This is a genomic window from Paenibacillus odorifer (genome assembly GCF_000758725.1).
GTDB lineage: Bacteria > Bacillota > Bacilli > Paenibacillales > Paenibacillaceae > Paenibacillus_AQ > Paenibacillus_AQ odorifer.
Map to the genome: position 1 here is coordinate 22,150 of NZ_CP009428.1, position 16,829 is coordinate 38,978.

General features: G+C 47.2%; 14 protein-coding genes and 3 rRNA genes. 16 read left to right on the plus strand and 1 reads right to left on the minus strand.

Annotation, left to right across the window (positions count from 1 at the left end; translation table 11 throughout):
* The first annotated feature begins 15 nt into the window (after nt 1-15).
* From PODO_RS00090 to PODO_RS00115, 6 genes are all read left to right on the plus strand, one after another.
* Nucleotides 16-1,074 carry a pyridoxal-phosphate-dependent aminotransferase family protein gene (locus tag PODO_RS00090; protein WP_036682555.1) on the plus strand — a complete coding sequence of 353 codons (1,059 nt, stop codon included), beginning with the start codon at nt 16-18 and terminating at the stop codon, nt 1,072-1,074.
* A gap of 2 nt (nt 1,075-1,076) precedes the next feature.
* The gene (locus PODO_RS00095) at nt 1,077-2,228 is read left to right on the plus strand and encodes an amidohydrolase family protein (RefSeq protein ID WP_036682557.1); all 1,152 of its coding nucleotides are present in this window, start codon (nt 1,077-1,079) and stop codon (nt 2,226-2,228) included.
* A 425-nt stretch (nt 2,229-2,653) separates the two neighbouring features.
* Nucleotides 2,654-4,211 (plus strand): 16S ribosomal RNA (locus PODO_RS00100).
* Nucleotides 4,212-4,443: 232 nt separating this feature from the next.
* Nucleotides 4,444-7,370: ribosomal RNA gene (locus tag PODO_RS00105) — 23S ribosomal RNA — on the plus strand.
* Between the two features lie 129 nt (nt 7,371-7,499).
* Nucleotides 7,500-7,616: ribosomal RNA gene (rrf, locus tag PODO_RS00110) — 5S ribosomal RNA — on the plus strand.
* Together the 16S, 23S and 5S rRNA genes form the textbook arrangement of a ribosomal RNA operon.
* Before the next feature lie 258 nt (nt 7,617-7,874).
* Nucleotides 7,875-8,288, plus strand: coding sequence for a hypothetical protein (locus PODO_RS00115; RefSeq protein ID WP_038567994.1), 414 nt, complete (start codon nt 7,875-7,877; stop codon nt 8,286-8,288).
* A 60-nt stretch (nt 8,289-8,348) separates the two neighbouring features.
* Here PODO_RS00115 and PODO_RS00120 read toward each other — a convergent pair whose 3' ends face one another.
* Nucleotides 8,349-8,873 carry a hypothetical protein gene (locus PODO_RS00120; RefSeq protein WP_036678854.1) on the minus strand — a complete coding sequence of 175 codons (525 nt, stop codon included), beginning with the start codon at nt 8,871-8,873 and terminating at the stop codon, nt 8,349-8,351.
* Nucleotides 8,874-9,082: 209 nt separating this feature from the next.
* Here PODO_RS00120 and PODO_RS00125 point away from each other — a divergent pair, with 209 nt between their 5' ends.
* The 10 genes from PODO_RS00125 to rsmI all read left to right on the plus strand — a co-directional run bounded on the left by PODO_RS00125 (nt 9,083) and on the right by rsmI (nt 16,733).
* The gene (locus PODO_RS00125; protein WP_036678851.1) at nt 9,083-9,268 is read left to right on the plus strand and encodes a sigma factor G inhibitor Gin; all 186 of its coding nucleotides are present in this window, start codon (nt 9,083-9,085) and stop codon (nt 9,266-9,268) included.
* A gap of 212 nt (nt 9,269-9,480) precedes the next feature.
* Nucleotides 9,481-11,019: an aminotransferase class I/II-fold pyridoxal phosphate-dependent enzyme gene (locus PODO_RS00130; protein WP_038567999.1), complete on the plus strand. Its 1,539-nt coding sequence runs from the start codon at nt 9,481-9,483 to the stop codon at nt 11,017-11,019.
* On the plus strand, nt 11,020-11,661 hold the full coding sequence (gene tmk / locus PODO_RS00135) for a dTMP kinase (protein ID WP_036678846.1): 642 nt from the start codon (nt 11,020-11,022) through the stop codon (nt 11,659-11,661). It abuts the gene before it with no gap.
* A 127-nt stretch (nt 11,662-11,788) separates the two neighbouring features.
* Nucleotides 11,789-12,118, plus strand: coding sequence for a cyclic di-AMP receptor DarA (locus tag PODO_RS00140; RefSeq protein ID WP_036678844.1), 330 nt, complete (start codon nt 11,789-11,791; stop codon nt 12,116-12,118).
* 52 nt (nt 12,119-12,170) lie between these two features.
* Nucleotides 12,171-12,614 (plus strand): YaaR family protein, encoded by a 444-nt coding sequence (locus PODO_RS00145; protein WP_036678842.1) that lies wholly within the window; start codon nt 12,171-12,173, stop codon nt 12,612-12,614.
* A gap of 17 nt (nt 12,615-12,631) precedes the next feature.
* On the plus strand, nt 12,632-13,606 hold the full coding sequence (gene holB / locus PODO_RS00150; RefSeq protein WP_036678839.1) for a DNA polymerase III subunit delta': 975 nt from the start codon (nt 12,632-12,634) through the stop codon (nt 13,604-13,606).
* A 139-nt stretch (nt 13,607-13,745) separates the two neighbouring features.
* Nucleotides 13,746-14,546 carry a PSP1 domain-containing protein gene (locus tag PODO_RS00155; RefSeq protein ID WP_036678838.1) on the plus strand — a complete coding sequence of 267 codons (801 nt, stop codon included), beginning with the start codon at nt 13,746-13,748 and terminating at the stop codon, nt 14,544-14,546.
* A gap of 30 nt (nt 14,547-14,576) precedes the next feature.
* The gene (yabA, locus tag PODO_RS00160) at nt 14,577-14,942 is read left to right on the plus strand and encodes a DNA replication initiation control protein YabA (RefSeq protein WP_036678835.1); all 366 of its coding nucleotides are present in this window, start codon (nt 14,577-14,579) and stop codon (nt 14,940-14,942) included.
* Nucleotides 14,943-15,051: 109 nt separating this feature from the next.
* A complete protein-coding gene (locus tag PODO_RS00165; RefSeq protein ID WP_036678833.1) occupies nt 15,052-15,825 on the plus strand; it encodes a tRNA1(Val) (adenine(37)-N6)-methyltransferase in 774 nt (257 codons plus the stop codon).
* Nucleotides 15,822-16,733 carry a 16S rRNA (cytidine(1402)-2'-O)-methyltransferase gene (rsmI, locus tag PODO_RS00170; RefSeq protein ID WP_038568004.1) on the plus strand — a complete coding sequence of 304 codons (912 nt, stop codon included), beginning with the start codon at nt 15,822-15,824 and terminating at the stop codon, nt 16,731-16,733. Before PODO_RS00165 ends, rsmI begins: the two co-directional genes overlap by 4 nt.
* The last annotated feature ends 96 nt before the right edge of the window (nt 16,734-16,829 follow it).

Sequence of the window (16,829 nt, forward strand, 5' to 3'; positions counted from 1 at the left end):
TCAGGAGGTTTTCTTATGAACCGAGAACATAAAGGATACGTGCCACTTTCACTGGCTGAGTACAATAAGCTAACACATTTAATTTCCAAAGTTTTGTTTACTGAGCACCCTCCAGTTATCATCCCGGCTGAGGCAATCCTTGGAATCGAGGCGGTAGCCGCCGGAATAGCTGCACCTGGTCGAACCATTGTAAATATAGTAACAGGTCCCTATGGAAGTTTATTTGGAAAATGGCTTGAGCGGGGTGGAGCAACGGTTGTTGAAGTGAAGGTTCCTTTTGATGAAGTGGTCACTAGCGACCAAGTTGCTTCCGCGATTAAGGAGTTTAAACCCTGTGCCCTTTCTTTTGTTCAAGCTGAAGTGGTTACTGGAGGCTCTAATCCTGCTAAAGAAATATTTAAAATTGCAAAAGAGTTCAATCTTATTACTGTGTCGGACTCCGTATCTGCGGTTGGGGGAGAGGCCCTGCTGGTGGATGAATGGTCCGTTGATTTTGCAGTTATAGGTGCGCAAAAAGCCTTAGCTGGACCCAACGGTGTTAGTGCCGTAAGTATTTCTCCACGTGGCTGGGAATTTCTTGAGTCGAATGAAAATGCTCCACGCAATTCTATTTTATCCTTGCTGGATCTGAAACCATCACTGGGAGACGCCGCGCCACTGCGGGTTGCCCCAAACATTCCTACGCTGGAGGCTAGAGCCTTGATTCAAGCTTTGACACGAATTGAAGAAGAAGGATTGGATCAAGTAATCAAACGCCATGAGCGAGCCGCAGCAGCTGCTGTAGCTGGTATTAAATCCTTGGGGCTTGAGCCTTGGCAAAAGGACAGCAGACATTATTCTACGCTGACTACAACGGTGCGGATTTCTGGAAAGCAAGAGTTGCGGATTGAGCAGCCTATAGGCATTGTGGCTCCCGGAGACGGAGAATTATTTGGCCATCTTCTACGGATCAACCATTTTGGAACGAATGCTGAGCGGCAAAGTGTGGAGAAGGCTATATCCACGCTTGCCGAACTGTTGAAACAAGACCCTGTTCAGGCATTAGCAGCTGTTCGGCTGGCATGGGGGGAATGAAGATGATCCTTAAGCATCCAGAGCTGCAAACGTTCAATGATATTTTTATAGCAGGTATCGAAGGCAGACGTTTTGATGTCGTGATAAAGGATGGTCGTTTTTCATCCATTACTGAAGCGGAGCCGCATCAAGTGGAGTCAAATCTTGCAGGAACAGATCTGTGGCTAAGTCCGGGTATTATTGATCTTCATACGCATTTAGCTTGGACAGATTTTGACCACTCTGATCAATTGAAGCGCGATGCCAACCAAATCGAAATTATGCAGGCACAAGCTTTTGAAGCTACTCTTAGGACGGGTGTAACGACTGCCCGTGATGCAGGTGGGATTCTGCCGAGCACTGTGCAGCATCTTGTTCAGCAATATCAGCATCCATTAAGAGTGCAGACCAGTAGCGATATGATTGGAGCAGCAGATGCCCGTGGTCTCAAGCATTTAGAACAACGCATGGCGGAAATCTTTGCTACAGGAGCGGGTTGGATAAAAATCATGGCCACAGGCGGGCTTGGAGCACCTACCGAGAAAGTCGTTGACCCGATCTTTTCCGAAGAAGAGTTCGCGTTCATTGTTCGTAATGCACATGTCCATGATAAGAAGGTACTGGTTCATACCTGGGGTGGAGTGACGATAGACTGGTCCATCCAGGCCGGCGTGGAATCAATAGAGCATGGGATGTTTTTAACTGAGGATCAGGCAGGAAGACTTGCTAACTCGGGGGTAGCGTTTGTGCCCACCACATCAATTTATCGTATTGCTGCAGACCCAAAAGGCGTTCTAGCGTTAAACCCGATCATTTGCGACCGAGCTGCCCGCGCTGCCGAATGTCATTCCAAGGCCATTCATTATGCAAAAAGAGAAGGCGTTCGTATTGGATTCGGTACAGATTATGCCACACCTGCACTACATGGCTATAACCTTCAAGAACTGGATACATTGATTGATTATGGCTTAACTCGGAGAGAAGCGTGGCAGGCTGCGACTAAAAGTGCTGCTGATATTCTGGGGAGCGGTAACGAGCTGGGGCAAATTGCAGAAGGCTTTATTGCAGATGCTGTTGTTTTCAAAGTGGATCCATACGAAGCGCACGATGCAGATGCCCTTCGAAACAATATCGTTGCCGTAATTACTGAAGCGAAGGAAGCGGAATTAATCTAGAATCGTCTAAGCTTCTTCTAAAAAAACAACTGTTATCTTCTGCAGTTGTTTTTTACTTTCTAGATAATTAGATGATAAGTGGAGGTAGTTATTATAATACGATAATACATAGATGATGCTTTATGCTTTTGATTTTATATAAAAAAACTCTTGCAATGAATCTCTATACATGATATATTCTAAGTCCGGCCAAGAAATACACATGCCGAGCTCGAAAAAGAAGTTAAAAAAAGAGCTTGACATTAAATAGCCGAACATGATATAGTATAAGAGTTGCTGCTGAGACATTAAACGGCGCCAACGAGAACTTGATCTTTGAAAACTGAACAACGAGTGAGTAGGAAATCACGCAAGTGAAATCCAAAATTAGAGAATTAATTTTCTCGTCAGATGTTTCAAAATGAGCATATCGCTCTTTTCAATACTAATTGGAGAGTTTGATCCTGGCTCAGGACGAACGCTGGCGGCGTGCCTAATACATGCAAGTCGAGCGGAGTCATTTTGAAAGCTTGCTTTCAAAATGACTTAGCGGCGGACGGGTGAGTAACACGTAGGCAACCTGCCCTTCAGACTGGGATAACTACCGGAAACGGTAGCTAATACCGGATAATTTCTTTTTTCTCCTGAGAGAAGAATGAAAGACGGAGCAATCTGTCACTGAGGGATGGGCCTGCGGCGCATTAGCTAGTTGGTGGGGTAACGGCCCACCAAGGCGACGATGCGTAGCCGACCTGAGAGGGTGAACGGCCACACTGGGACTGAGACACGGCCCAGACTCCTACGGGAGGCAGCAGTAGGGAATCTTCCGCAATGGGCGAAAGCCTGACGGAGCAACGCCGCGTGAGTGATGAAGGTTTTCGGATCGTAAAGCTCTGTTGCCAGGGAAGAACGTCCGGTAGAGTAACTGCTATCGGAGTGACGGTACCTGAGAAGAAAGCCCCGGCTAACTACGTGCCAGCAGCCGCGGTAATACGTAGGGGGCAAGCGTTGTCCGGAATTATTGGGCGTAAAGCGCGCGCAGGCGGCTATTTAAGTCTGGTGTTTAAACCTTGGGCTCAACCTGAGGTCGCACTGGAAACTGGGTGGCTTGAGTACAGAAGAGGAAAGTGGAATTCCACGTGTAGCGGTGAAATGCGTAGATATGTGGAGGAACACCAGTGGCGAAGGCGACTTTCTGGGCTGTAACTGACGCTGAGGCGCGAAAGCGTGGGGAGCAAACAGGATTAGATACCCTGGTAGTCCACGCCGTAAACGATGAGTGCTAGGTGTTAGGGGTTTCGATACCCTTGGTGCCGAAGTTAACACAGTAAGCACTCCGCCTGGGGAGTACGGTCGCAAGACTGAAACTCAAAGGAATTGACGGGGACCCGCACAAGCAGTGGAGTATGTGGTTTAATTCGAAGCAACGCGAAGAACCTTACCAGGTCTTGACATCCCTCTGAATCTGCTAGAGATAGCAGCGGCCTTCGGGACAGAGGAGACAGGTGGTGCATGGTTGTCGTCAGCTCGTGTCGTGAGATGTTGGGTTAAGTCCCGCAACGAGCGCAACCCTTAACTTTAGTTGCCAGCAGGTAATGCTGGGCACTCTAGAGTGACTGCCGGTGACAAACCGGAGGAAGGTGGGGATGACGTCAAATCATCATGCCCCTTATGACCTGGGCTACACACGTACTACAATGGCCGGTACAACGGGAAGCGAAGCCGCGAGGTGGAGCCAATCCCATCAAAGCCGGTCTCAGTTCGGATTGCAGGCTGCAACTCGCCTGCATGAAGTCGGAATTGCTAGTAATCGCGGATCAGCATGCCGCGGTGAATACGTTCCCGGGTCTTGTACACACCGCCCGTCACACCACGAGAGTTTACAACACCCGAAGTCGGTGGGGTAACCCGCAAGGGAGCCAGCCGCCGAAGGTGGGGTAGATGATTGGGGTGAAGTCGTAACAAGGTAGCCGTATCGGAAGGTGCGGCTGGATCACCTCCTTTCTATGGAGAATCGTTCTCTGCAATGAGAACATTCAAATCGGAAGCTTAGCTTCCAAAACTCAGGTTTAGGCCTGTTACTCACTCGTTGCTCAGTTTTGAGAGTTTAAGCTCTCAAGTAAGACTTGATCCTTGAAAACTGGATACCGAAACGAATTTGCGTTTTAGAACATCTTTTAGCAACTTGTGCAAACAAGTAAATGTTATTAGTGAGATTTTTCTTCGGAAGAATCAAGGTTAAGCTAATAAGAGCACACGGAGGATGCCTAGGCGCCAGGAGCCGACGAAGGACGTGGCGAACAACGAAACTGCCTCGGGGAGCTGTAAGCAAGCTTTGATCCGGGGGTGTCCGAATGGGGAAACCCAGCTGTGGTAATTCGCAGTTACTCATTTCTGAATACATAGGAAATGTAGAGGCAGACCAGGGGAACTGAAACATCTAAGTACCCTGAGGAAGAGAAAACAATAGTGATTCCGTCAGTAGCGGCGAGCGAACGCGGAACAGCCTAAACCAAGGGGCTTGCCTCTTGGGGTTGTGGGACGTCTCACATGGAGTTACAAAGGAATATGGTAGGTGAAGAGGTCTGGAAAGGCCCGCGATAGAGGTAAAAGCCCTGTAACCTAAACTGTGTTCTCTCCGAGACGGATCCCGAGTAGTGCGGGGCACGTGAAACCCCGTATGAATCCAGCAGGACCATCTGCTAAGGCTAAATACTACCTGGCGACCGATAGTGAAACAGTACCGTGAGGGAAAGGTGAAAAGCACCCCGGAAGGGGAGTGAAATAGAACCTGAAACCGTGTGCTTACAAAAAGTCAGAGCCCTATTAATGGGTGATGGCGTGCCTTTTGTAGAATGAACCGGCGAGTTACGTTTAACATGCAAGGTTAAGCCGAGAAGGTGGAGCCGCAGCGAAAGCGAGTCTGAATAGGGCGAATGAGTATGTGGACGTAGACCCGAAACCGTGTGATCTACCCCTGTCCAGGGTGAAGGTGCGGTAACACGCACTGGAGGCCCGAACCCACGTACGTTGAAAAGTGCGGGGATGAGGTGGGGGTAGCGGAGAAATTCCAATCGAACTCGGAGATAGCTGGTTCTCCCCGAAATAGCTTTAGGGCTAGCCTCGGTATAAGAGTAGTGGAGGTAGAGCACTGATTGGGTGCGGGGTCCGCAAGGATTACCAAGCTCAGTCAAACTCCGAATGCCATATACTTATTGCCGGGAGTCAGACAGTGAGTGCTAAGATCCATTGTCAAAAGGGAAACAGCCCAGACCATCAGCTAAGGTCCCCAAGTGTGTGTTAAGTGGGAAAGGATGTGGAGTTGCACAGACAACCAGGATGTTGGCTTAGAAGCAGCCACCATTGAAAGAGTGCGTAATAGCTCACTGGTCGAGTGACTCTGCGCCGAAAATGTAACGGGGCTAAACACACCACCGAAGCTATGGCTAGATACGTATGTATCTGGGGTAGGGGAGCGTTGTGTAGGGGTTGAAGGTGTACTGAAAAGAGCGCTGGACACTACACAAGTGAGAATGCCGGTATGAGTAACGAAAAGATCAGTGAGAATCTGATCCGCCGAAAGCCCAAGGTTTCCTGAGGAAGGCTCGTCCGCTCAGGGTAAGTCGGGACCTAAGGCGAGGCCGAAAGGCGTAGTCGAAGGACAACAGTTTGAAATTACTGTACCACCGTAATCCGCTATGAGCGATGGGGTGACGCAGGAGGGTAGTGACGCGGACTGATGGATGTCCGTCTAAGCAGTGAGGCTGATGTGTAGGCAAATCCGCACATCGATAAGGCTGGGCTGTGATGGGGAGCGAAAATTATAGTAGCGAAGGTCATGATCTCACACTGCCAAGAAAAGCCTCTAGCCAGGAGAAGGTGCCCGTACCGCAAACCGACACAGGTAGGCGAGAAGAGAATTCTAAGGCGCGCGGAAGAACTCTCGTTAAGGAACTCGGCAAAATGACCCCGTAACTTCGGGAGAAGGGGTGCCCCGGTAGTGTGAATAGCACGAGGGGGCCGCAGTGAAAAGGCCCAAGCGACTGTTTAGCAAAAACACAGGTCTGTGCGAAGCCGCAAGGCGAAGTATACGGGCTGACGCCTGCCCGGTGCTGGAAGGTTAAGGGGAGTGGTTAGGGGTAACCCGAAGCTATGAACCGAAGCCCCAGTAAACGGCGGCCGTAACTATAACGGTCCTAAGGTAGCGAAATTCCTTGTCAGGTAAATTCTGACCCGCACGAATGGCGTAACGACTTGGGCGCTGTCTCAACGAGAGATCCGGTGAAATTTTAATACCTGTGAAGATGCAGGTTACCCGCGACAAGACGGAAAGACCCCATGGAGCTTTACTGCAGCTTGATATTGAATTTGGGTACGATCTGTACAGGATAGGTGGGAGCCGTAGAAATCGGAGCGCAAGCTTCGGTGGAGGCGCCGTTGGGATACCACCCTGATCGTATCTAGGTTCTAACCTAGTACCCTTACCGGGTACGGGGACCGTGTCAGGCGGGCAGTTTGACTGGGGCGGTCGCCTCCTAAAGAGTAACGGAGGCGTTCCAAGGTTCCCTCAGAATGGTTGGAAATCATTCGCAGAGTGCAAAGGCATAAGGGAGCTTGACTGCGAGACCTACAAGTCGAGCAGGGACGAAAGTCGGACTTAGTGATCCGGTGGTACCGCATGGAAGGGCCATCGCTCAACGGATAAAAGCTACCCTGGGGATAACAGGCTTATCTCCCCCAAGAGTCCACATCGACGGGGAGGTTTGGCACCTCGATGTCGGCTCATCGCATCCTGGGGCTGAAGTAGGTCCCAAGGGTTGGGCTGTTCGCCCATTAAAGCGGTACGCGAGCTGGGTTCAGAACGTCGTGAGACAGTTCGGTCCCTATCTGTCGTGGGCGCAGGAAATTTGAGAGGAGCTGTCCTTAGTACGAGAGGACCGGGATGGACGTACCGCTGGTGCACCAGTTGTTCCGCCAGGAGCATGGCTGGGTAGCTACGTACGGACGGGATAAGCGCTGAAAGCATCTAAGCGTGAAGCCCCCCTCAAGATGAGATTTCCCAATTAGTAAGACCCCTTGAAGACGACGAGGTAGATAGGTTGGAGGTGGAAGTGCAGCAATGCATGGAGCTGACCAATACTAATCGGTCGAGGGCTTATCCTATACGTAGAATGCAAATTCGTTTCGGATTCAGTTTTCAGGCGATTAAGCCTGTAACACGCTTAGAAATTCATTGTCACTTCTGGTGATGAACCGAATTTCACGCGGCAGCGTCTGTTTCACAGACGCATGTTTGGTGGCGATAGCGGAGGGGTTCCACGCGTACCCATCCCGAACACGACCGTTAAGCCCTCCAGCGCCGATGGTACTTGGACCGAAGGGTCCTGGGAGAGTAGGACGTTGCCAAGCACACAAAGCCATTGTTGATTTATCAGCAGTGGCTTTTTTGTTTTTTTTGGACAAGAGTGATATTTGAAGGGGAGTACAACATCTGAAGGGGCTGTAATTGAGTGACATTTTTGTTACCGACGCTGAGGTCGATACAAGTATAATAGATAAGTGCAAATAATAAGCAACATCTCTAATACGAAGGAACTACTCATAAATTCTAACTTTGAATTTTCTTGTGTCTTTAGATGCATTGTGGAGGTAAGGAGGATTTAAGGCATGAAACAAACAAGAATTATTAAGATATTAATTTTTTTGTGTATAGTAGCTTTAATACTGGCAGGCTGCGGTACGAAAGCGCCCAGCTGGGATGCTTTTGAGGGTGCGCTAAATGAGAAGAATTTCCCTGTACCCCAAGAGGCATACTCACCAGACCAGACTACGACAAACGTTGCTATGGATTATGTGCGTTATTCTTTACCTGGATTAAAGGAGAAGAATGGTATCCCAGAGGAGTATATGGATACTATTAAGGCCTGGGGATGGGTTGAACAGGAAGAGGAGAATACCGATTCATCTGGTGTTTTTCAGAAGGATGGAGTAACGGTTCATTTAACAGTACATGATGATTATTTTATAGTTATGATTCCTAAAGAAAAGAAGGCCTTAATTAAAGGTCTTAAGACAAAATAAATAATCGCCGTCCTTTATGGATGGCGATTTATTTATATGCGAATACAGGTTAACCGTACTCTATTGAGAGTAATAGGAGGCATCGGTTGGATTAAACTTCAGCATGCCTTCCTTGTTGCGTTGATTTATTTTGAACAGTGTATAGAGACGGGGTAGTAAAAGCCACAAGTGGCAAATAATCAGGGATACTGTAAATGCCGGTGGTGACCAAAAAATAAAGAGAGCTGCAATACAAAGACCAATATAAAAATTATGTAACTGTACTTTACGGAAAATGCGGTAACTAATGTGTTGATCTGGCATGAAGCCAAGCCACGGGATTTTAAATGAGATGGACCATCTTTTTGAAATAGGATGCCCGGAGATTAGAAGTACTGAGCGTGAAATAACATATTGAACCCAGAACATAACCGGAGCAGCTATAATTAAGTAGAGAATACTCCACCAAGAAAGAAAGACTGTCTCGAGCACAAGGACCAAAAAAGGGAGCAAAATATAAACACGCAGCAGAGGTGCCGTTAGATTAATTTTTTTGATTAATTTATATTGATAGAATGTAGCAGCGCCTTTGGTGTTGGATTCCATATAAAATAGACTAACCTCCTCACAGATTCATATGTTCTTAATATCGGCGAATGAAAGCATTTTATTAAACTATGGGCGAATATTCACCGATATGGGGGCAGCGGAATATATATAATACACGAAACGAAGGATATGAAAAAACTATGAAAAGGTTTAAAATGATAGAAGGTGTATCATACTGTTCTTAAAAGAGTCAAGGTGGGATGGTTATGGAACAGCAAACCGGGCAAGCTTGTATCATTTGTGGACAGGAAAAAGAAGAAGGTATTGTGATTGTCTCGCATTTTATTTGTGAGGATTGTGAGGCAGAAATGATCCGTACCGAGGCAGAAGATGCTAAGTACCGTTTTTTTATTGGCCAGATGAAGAAGATCGGATTGCAAAAGAACGCTTAAGTAAGTAGAGTAACTCTGTTAATTGATGCGGATAAGAGAACGGTCTGGATGAAAGATATAAGGACTGCATTAGAGATATTCATATACGGCTTCCTCGTTGTTTAAGCGGGGGGAGCCGTTTTGCTGTTCAGTCAGATGCTTTTATGAGGAAACATAGGAGTTTTTGAATATTTACGTTAAAATAGAAGGAACCCTATGGGAAGGAATTTAATATGAATAAATTACAACGATGTAGGGCGCCTGTATACGAAATGCTGGAGCAATATAGAATTGTGGGTAATATATCTTATCATGTGCCGGGACATAAAAATGGAGCGGCATATGACGGCGTAGAAGGCGCTGGGTATCTAGATGAGGTTATGAAGTACGATGTTACGGAGATTACCGGCACGGATGATCTTCATCATCCTGAGGGAGTCATTAAGGAAGCACAGGAGTTGGCTGCTGATTGCTTTGGAGCAGAGGAGAGCTTTTTTCTAGTTGGCGGAAGTACGGCGGGCAACCTGGCGCTGATTCTAACGGCTTGCCCCGAGCCTGGAATGATTCTGATCCTTCAACGAAATGTGCATAAATCAGTGATTCATGGTCTTATGTTAGCTGGAGTGCGGGCTGTTTTCGTCGAGCCGCTGATTGATCCACTCAGCGGCTTGGCAGTAGCGCCGGCGGCAGAAGCTGTTGAGGCTGCACTTGCAGCCTATCCTGAAGCCGCCGCTGTATTTGTCACCATGCCCAATTACTACGGCATGGGCAGTGACCTCGCGCCCCTCGCGCGTATCTGCCACGACAGCGGAGTACCGCTGCTTGTCGATGAAGCGCATGGGGCGCATTACGGGCAGCACCCGGCACTGCCTGCCGGGGCGCTTGCTTGTGGCGCGGATGGCGTAGTGCAGTCCACGCACAAGATGCTCACAGCAATGACCATGGGCGCTATGCTGCATGTTCAAGGGCAGCGGCTCGACCGCGCCCTGCTCTCGCAGCGGCTCGCCATGGTGCAGAGCTCCAGCCCATCATATCCTATGATGGCGTCGCTTGATCTTGCCCGGCGGCTGCTGCACAGCCGGGGCAGCGATGCTTTCACGGCGGGGCTGGCCGCCGTGGATGTCCTGCGGCGCGGCCTTGCCGAGCTGCCGCGCTATGGATTGGTGCAGCCGGCAGAGCAGCTGCACGACGGTACGCCGCTGCATAAGGCGGCGTACGAGATGCAGGACCCCTTCAAAGTCGTCATTTATGACGCCACCGGGGTCCTAGGCGGTTTCGAGCTGCAGCGCAGGCTCGAAGCTAAGGGCTGTGTGCCGGAGATGAGTGACGACCGGCACGTAGTGCTGCTGTTCAGCCTCGGTTCGAAGGCTGAAGATGCAGCAAGGTTATTGCAGGCGCTGCGGGAAATAGAGTCGGAGGATACATCCGAATCACCGCACACCGCTGCCATTTCAGAATCTCGAAATATTTCCACGTGGAACAATTTGAATGTTTTACAAATCTCAGCACCCGTTCCCTTCTCTTTGAAGCCGGTGACAGCCAATGAGGTAGAAAGTATTAATCTTGAACACAGCGTGGGGAGAGTAGCTGCAGAGATGGTAATTCCCTATCCACCAGGCATTCCATTATTATATCCGGGTGAGGTCATCACAGATCAGATACAGCAAAGACTGACTGGTTTAGCTTATGGAGGCGCGAAGTTCCAGGCTTGTGCTGATCCGGTCTTGCAGCGTATTAAGGTATACAACAATCAGAAGGGCGGAGAAGTATAAGTGGGCAAAGAAGGTTTCTTCATAACATTAGAAGGGGGCGAAGGCTCCGGAAAAACAACGGTACTGGGCAGAGTAGCAGCATATTTGCAGAATCGGTCCATGCCCTATCGAATTACACGTGAACCTGGAGGCATTGAAATCGCCGAAAAAATTCGCTCTATTATTCTGGATCCTGCCCATACTGCAATGGATGCACGTACAGAGGCATTGCTGTACGCTGCATCAAGAAGCCAACATCTCGCTGAAGTAGTAGAGCCAGCTCTTAGAGAAGGGCTTACAGTCCTCTGTGACCGCTTTGTAGACAGTAGTCTCGTTTATCAAGGACATGCAAGAGGATTAGGTATGGAAGAGGTGTGGAGTATTAACCGCTTTGCTATTGGAAATCGCATGCCGGATCTAACCTTTTATCTGGATGTAGACCCTGAGATTGGATTATCACGGATTGCGGCCAATCAAGATCGCGAAGTCAATCGTCTGGATATGGAGAGTCTTGCCTTTCATCAGAAGGTTCGTGAAGGTTATCATTTATTAATTAAGGCGAATCCGGAGAGAATAGTAGTTCTTGATGCAAACCGCCCTATTCATCTGGTAGAACAAGATATCGTGAGAACTCTTGAAGAGAGAGTATTAAAGGGTTTTTAGGGTGTTTTGTCTAATATAATAAGAGAAGTGGCATATAACTAAGCGTTTGCTTATGAAGTGAGGTTACTACTAAGAACACATTAAGTAGTAATACTCCATAAAACTTTTTTGGGAGGGAATGTCGAAGATGAAGTTGATCATTGCAATTATCCAGGATAAAGACAGTAACCGGTTATCCAGTGAGCTAGTAAAAGCCAATTTCCGTGCTACCAAACTCGCAAGTACAGGTGGATTTCTGCGGGCGGGAAATACGACATTTATGATTGGGGTAGAAGACAGTCAGATCGAAGCTGTATTGAACGTTATCCGTAACAGCTGTAAAGTGCGTGAACAACTAGTCACTCCAGTAACTCCGATGAGTGGCACGACGGATTCCTATTTACCGCTCCCTGTTGAAGTACAGGTCGGTGGCGCTACTGTATTCGTGCTTCCTGTAGATCGTTTCGAACATTATTAAGTATAATATAAATGAGCAAGTCATTTACAAAAAAAGGGGCGGTAGATAACCTTTGAAGATCAATCCGGGATATAGGCCCTTAAAGAGTGAGCTTCCAAATGCAGAAGGGGCTAATAAGCCTGTTCAGCAGAAATCGTTCTCTGACGTTTTTCAGCAGCAAGGTGAACAGAAAACCAAAGATGAACTAAACCGCCAGATCAAAGAAATACAGTCACAAGGCGACCGTTTATCTAAGTCTATGACCATTCGTGAACTCACCATTTACCGGATGATGATCAAAAGGTTTCTGGAAGAAACCGCTCGTAGAGGCGTTATACTGAAAGAGACACGTGGATGGGATAGACGTGGGCGGGGCAAGCGTTACAAGCTGCTTGAGGAAATTGATGCGGCTTTGCTATCTATGGCAGACGATCTGCTGAATAGTGAGCAGGGCCGAATAGATCTGTTGGGACGTGTTGGAGAAATTCGCGGGTTGTTAATCAACCTTTCTTTTTAAAGTTTTGGGAGGAAATTATGCCTTTTCATGATATAGTAGGCCAGGAGCATGCTAAACGGCTACTCCAAAATGCCTTGCGCAAGGACGCTGTGAGCCATGCTTATTTATTTACAGGACCAGCAGGCAGTGGACAAATGAAGACGGCGCTGATGTTTGCCCAAGCAATTTTTTGCACTGAAAGCAAGGATGACGCCTGTGGCGAATGTCTAGAGTGCCGAAAGGTTGAGCATGGAAACCATCCTGATTTGTCATTGCTGCAGCCCGACGGTGCAAGCATAAAAATAGATCAGATCCGTGAGCTGCAGCGTGTCTTTTCCTATCGATCTGAGGGTGTGAATCCAAAGATTTATATTATAGATGGGGCAGACAAAATGACGGTACAAGCTGCCAATAGTTTGTTGAAGTTTCTGGAAGAACCGCCAGCTCCGGCAGTAGGAATCCTAATATCTGATAATAGTCGTTCTTTATTGCCGACGATTCAGTCACGGACTCAGCGGATTCCATTTAGTCCGTTAAATCCGGATATTATGCTTCAAGCGCTAGCAAGTGAGGGTGTGCCGATCCCCTTAGCTCGATGTGCAGTATCACTCAGTTCGGGACTTGATGGTTGCAGGGAACTTTTGGAACAGAATTGGTTTGCAGAAATGAGAAATCTAGTGTTACAATTAGCTAAGGAGTCCTTAAGCAAGGGCAGCTCCACGGTAGCAACTGCCGGGCAGAAGCTGTTCAAGACTGGGCTCGCTGAACATTTGGATATCCTTTTCAGCATGTTCCATCTATGGTTTAAAGATATGCTCTACTTCCTGTACCGCAAGCATGAAAGTATCGTTTTTATAGATCAGTTAGACTTTATTTCCAGGCATGCCCGTGGGCGCAGTGCGGAACAATGGGTGGCTTATATGGGATATGCAGCAGAAAGTACTAAGAAGCTGCGTTCCAATGCCAATGCCCAGTTGTGTCTGGAGCAGTTCTTAATCCGACTGGAAAGTTAAAGGATTAGCAATGATATATCCTCCGGATGTCGCTTTACCTGGAAGTATCGTTTTAACAGACGAGGAAGGACAAGCATGGATCATCAGGGAGCGGACATGCCCATAGGTTCCTTTTACCGGCAAACAAGGGGGTTAATTTTTGTACAGCGTAGTAGGTGTCCGTTTTAAAAAAGCGGGTAAAATATATTATTTTGATCCACTTGATTTTCCGATTGAACGAGATCAATGTGTTATTGTTGAGACAGCACGTGGGGTGGAATACGGTAAGGTTGTCGTAGGCAAAAAAGAGGTGGAGGAGTCCGATGTTGTACTACCCCTCAAAAAAGTGATGCGTATTGCCGGAGAAACCGACGCACGCGTAGTTGAGGAGAACAAAAGCGCCGCTAAGGAGGCTTTTACCACCTGTTTAAATAAAATACGCGACCACGGTCTCAAAATGAAGCTCGTAGATGTAGAGTTTACTTTTGACCGTAATAAGATTATATTTTACTTTACGGCCGAAGGACGCGTTGATTTTAGAGAATTGGTTAAGGATCTGGCAAGTATTTTTCGGACCCGCATTGAGCTTCGGCAAATTGGGGTACGTGATGAAGCAAAGATGCTAGGTGGACTTGGACCTTGTGGACGAGTGCTTTGTTGCTCCTCTTGGTTAGGGGATTTTGAACCCGTATCCATAAAAATGGCCAAGGATCAGAACCTTTCACTTAATCCGACCAAGATTTCCGGACTTTGTGGACGTCTGATGTGTTGTTTGAAATTTGAGCATGACAATTATGAGAGTGTAAAGGAAGAAATGCCAGCGGTCGGCAAGATTGTCGTGACCTCATTGGGGGATGGCAAAGTAGTAGGAATCAATGCCGGAAACCGTACGGTTCATGTACAGTTGTTTGAAGTGGGCAAAGTTAAGGAACTTCCAATGGATGATGTTGTCGTCAAGTAAACCATATAAGGTTACTTTCGGGGTGGAAACTTGGAGAAGAAAAATATATTTGCACACATGCAGGATATGGAAGCGCAGATGGAAACGATGCGCGCCAATCTTGGAGAATGGAAACAGACGGTAAAAGAACTGATGGAAGCTAACCAGAGGTTAACTCTGGAGAATGAACAGCTTCGCAAAATTTTAAAGCGGGATGCACCTTTGGATCCTACCGTAGATTCTGCGGAGGCGGAAGCTCTTTTAGCTACCGGAGAGGGAACAGAAGAGGTTGTCGGGGAAGGTTATGACAACTTGGCTCGACTTTACCACGAAGGCTTTCACATCTGTAATGTTTATTTTGGACATTTACGCACGGAAGGTGACTGTCTGTTCTGTCTTTCTTTTCTTAATAAATGAGGATATCCAGCCGTAGGAGATTAATCCTACGGTTTTTTTTGAATTTTGGCCAATAGACATATGCATTTGAAGCAAGTTTTTTTCAACAAAACCTTTAGGAGATTATTACATGACGAATTCTTTTAATGATATATCTGTCCCCTTGTTACCGACGGAGCGGGTGGATGATTTACTAACGCATGACCTGCGCATTATTCAAAGTGATGAAGTATTTAGCTTTTCTATGGATGCTGTATTGCTTGCTCGTTTCGCCAGTGTTCCGCCACGTGGAAGAGTTCTAGATCTTTGTACGGGAAATGGTGTAATACCGATTTTAATGACTACCCGGACAAAAGCTTCTATAGAAGGTATTGAAATACAACCTCGTTTAGCTGATATGGCTCGTCGTAGTGTGGCTCTCAATGGCCTTCAGGATCAGGTTGTAATTCATGAAGGTGATTTACGCGAGTTATATACTACCGCAGGACATGGTGTGTATGATGCAATAACGGTGAACCCTCCTTATATGCCGCTTAATGGCAGTGATCTGAAGCTGAACAACCATCAGGCTATGGCTCGTCATGAGATAGGCTGTACTCTGGAGGAGGTTATTCAGGCTTGTGTGCGATTGGTTCGGACGGGCGGAAAGGTAAGTATGGTTCATAAACCACAACGGTTGGTTGATATTATCAGTCTTATGAGACAATATAGACTCGAGCCAAAGATTATTCGGTTTGTACATCCACGTGCCCATCTAGAGGCTAATATGGTATTAATCGAAGCTGCACGTGATGGAAAGCCTGAGGTTCGTTTACAACCACCGCTCATCGTATATAATGAGGACAATCAATACTGTCCAGAGATTATGGACATCTACTATGGTGCTAAAGAGGGTAAATCATGACGATATCATGCCAAAGCAGTTTTCAAAATAAGACTAATACCAGTACTCAGGAGACAACAGGGTCGCTTTTTCTGGTGGCTACACCTATCGGTAATCTGGAGGATATGACCTATCGTGCAGTCCGCACTTTACAGGAATGTGATATTATTGCCGCGGAAGATACGAGACAGACCCGGAAATTACTCAGCCACTTTGAGATTTCACCTTCGATGTTGTTTAGTTATCATGAGCATAATAAGGCCGCCAGTGGACCTGAGCTTGTACGCTATATAATAGAAGGAAAAAATTTGGCACTCGTCAGCGATGCCGGTTTACCAGCGATTTCTGACCCTGGAGCGGATCTTGTAGCCCTTGCTATAAGTCATGGAATTCCGGTGATTCCTATCCCTGGAGCTAACGCAGCGTTGTCAGCTTTGATCGCTTCTGGTCTATCTACGAATACGTTCACTTTTATCGGCTTTCTTCCCCGAGAGCGTAAGGACATCCGAGCAGTATTAAGTCCACTTCGTTCGGCTCAAGGAACTTTGTTGTTCTACGAATCTCCCCATCGCGTAGTTAAGACACTTGCTCATCTTCAAGAAGCATTCGGCAATCGCCAGATTGTGTTGGCACGTGAATTAACGAAAAGATATGAGGAATTTCTACGCGGTTCGATTGAGGAATGTACACTTTGGCTTGCTGAACATCCTCCGCTAGGCGAATATGTTATTGTCGTAGAAGGGGAGAGCAAGGAAGATGCAGAAATCGCAGAATCGGCGTGGTGGCGTCAGTTAAGCATTGAAGAACATGTAGCTCATTACGAAGCACAGGATGTGCCACGTAAAGAGGCTATGAAAAAAGCGGCATCAGACCGGGGTGTAGCCAAACGGGATATTTATAATGCGTTGCTTGATAGAGCAGAAGAGTAAGTGTTGTAGACGAACTCTTAGAATAACTAAGGATTCTTGGAAACGGCCCGAGCTTGAATGATTTATCTGTGGGTTAAATGTACTTTGTACAGTTAT

What these genes read in the sequence shown, in the direction of transcription:
- PODO_RS00090 (WP_036682555.1), top strand. Translation starts at nt 16, where the DNA reads ATGAACCGAGAACATAAAGGATACGTGCCACTTTCACTGGCTGAGTAC.
- PODO_RS00095 (WP_036682557.1), top strand. Translation starts at nt 1,077, where the DNA reads ATGATCCTTAAGCATCCAGAGCTGCAAACGTTCAATGATATTTTTATA.
- PODO_RS00115 (WP_038567994.1), top strand. Translation starts at nt 7,875, where the DNA reads ATGAAACAAACAAGAATTATTAAGATATTAATTTTTTTGTGTATAGTA.
- PODO_RS00120 (WP_036678854.1), bottom strand. Translation starts at nt 8,873, where the DNA reads ATGGAATCCAACACCAAAGGCGCTGCTACATTCTATCAATATAAATTA.
- PODO_RS00125 (WP_036678851.1), top strand. Translation starts at nt 9,083, where the DNA reads ATGGAACAGCAAACCGGGCAAGCTTGTATCATTTGTGGACAGGAAAAA.
- PODO_RS00130 (WP_038567999.1), top strand. Translation starts at nt 9,481, where the DNA reads ATGAATAAATTACAACGATGTAGGGCGCCTGTATACGAAATGCTGGAG.
- PODO_RS00140 (WP_036678844.1), top strand. Translation starts at nt 11,789, where the DNA reads ATGAAGTTGATCATTGCAATTATCCAGGATAAAGACAGTAACCGGTTA.
- holB (WP_036678839.1), top strand. Translation starts at nt 12,632, where the DNA reads ATGCCTTTTCATGATATAGTAGGCCAGGAGCATGCTAAACGGCTACTC.
- PODO_RS00165 (WP_036678833.1), top strand. Translation starts at nt 15,052, where the DNA reads ATGACGAATTCTTTTAATGATATATCTGTCCCCTTGTTACCGACGGAG.
- rsmI (WP_038568004.1), top strand. Translation starts at nt 15,822, where the DNA reads ATGACGATATCATGCCAAAGCAGTTTTCAAAATAAGACTAATACCAGT.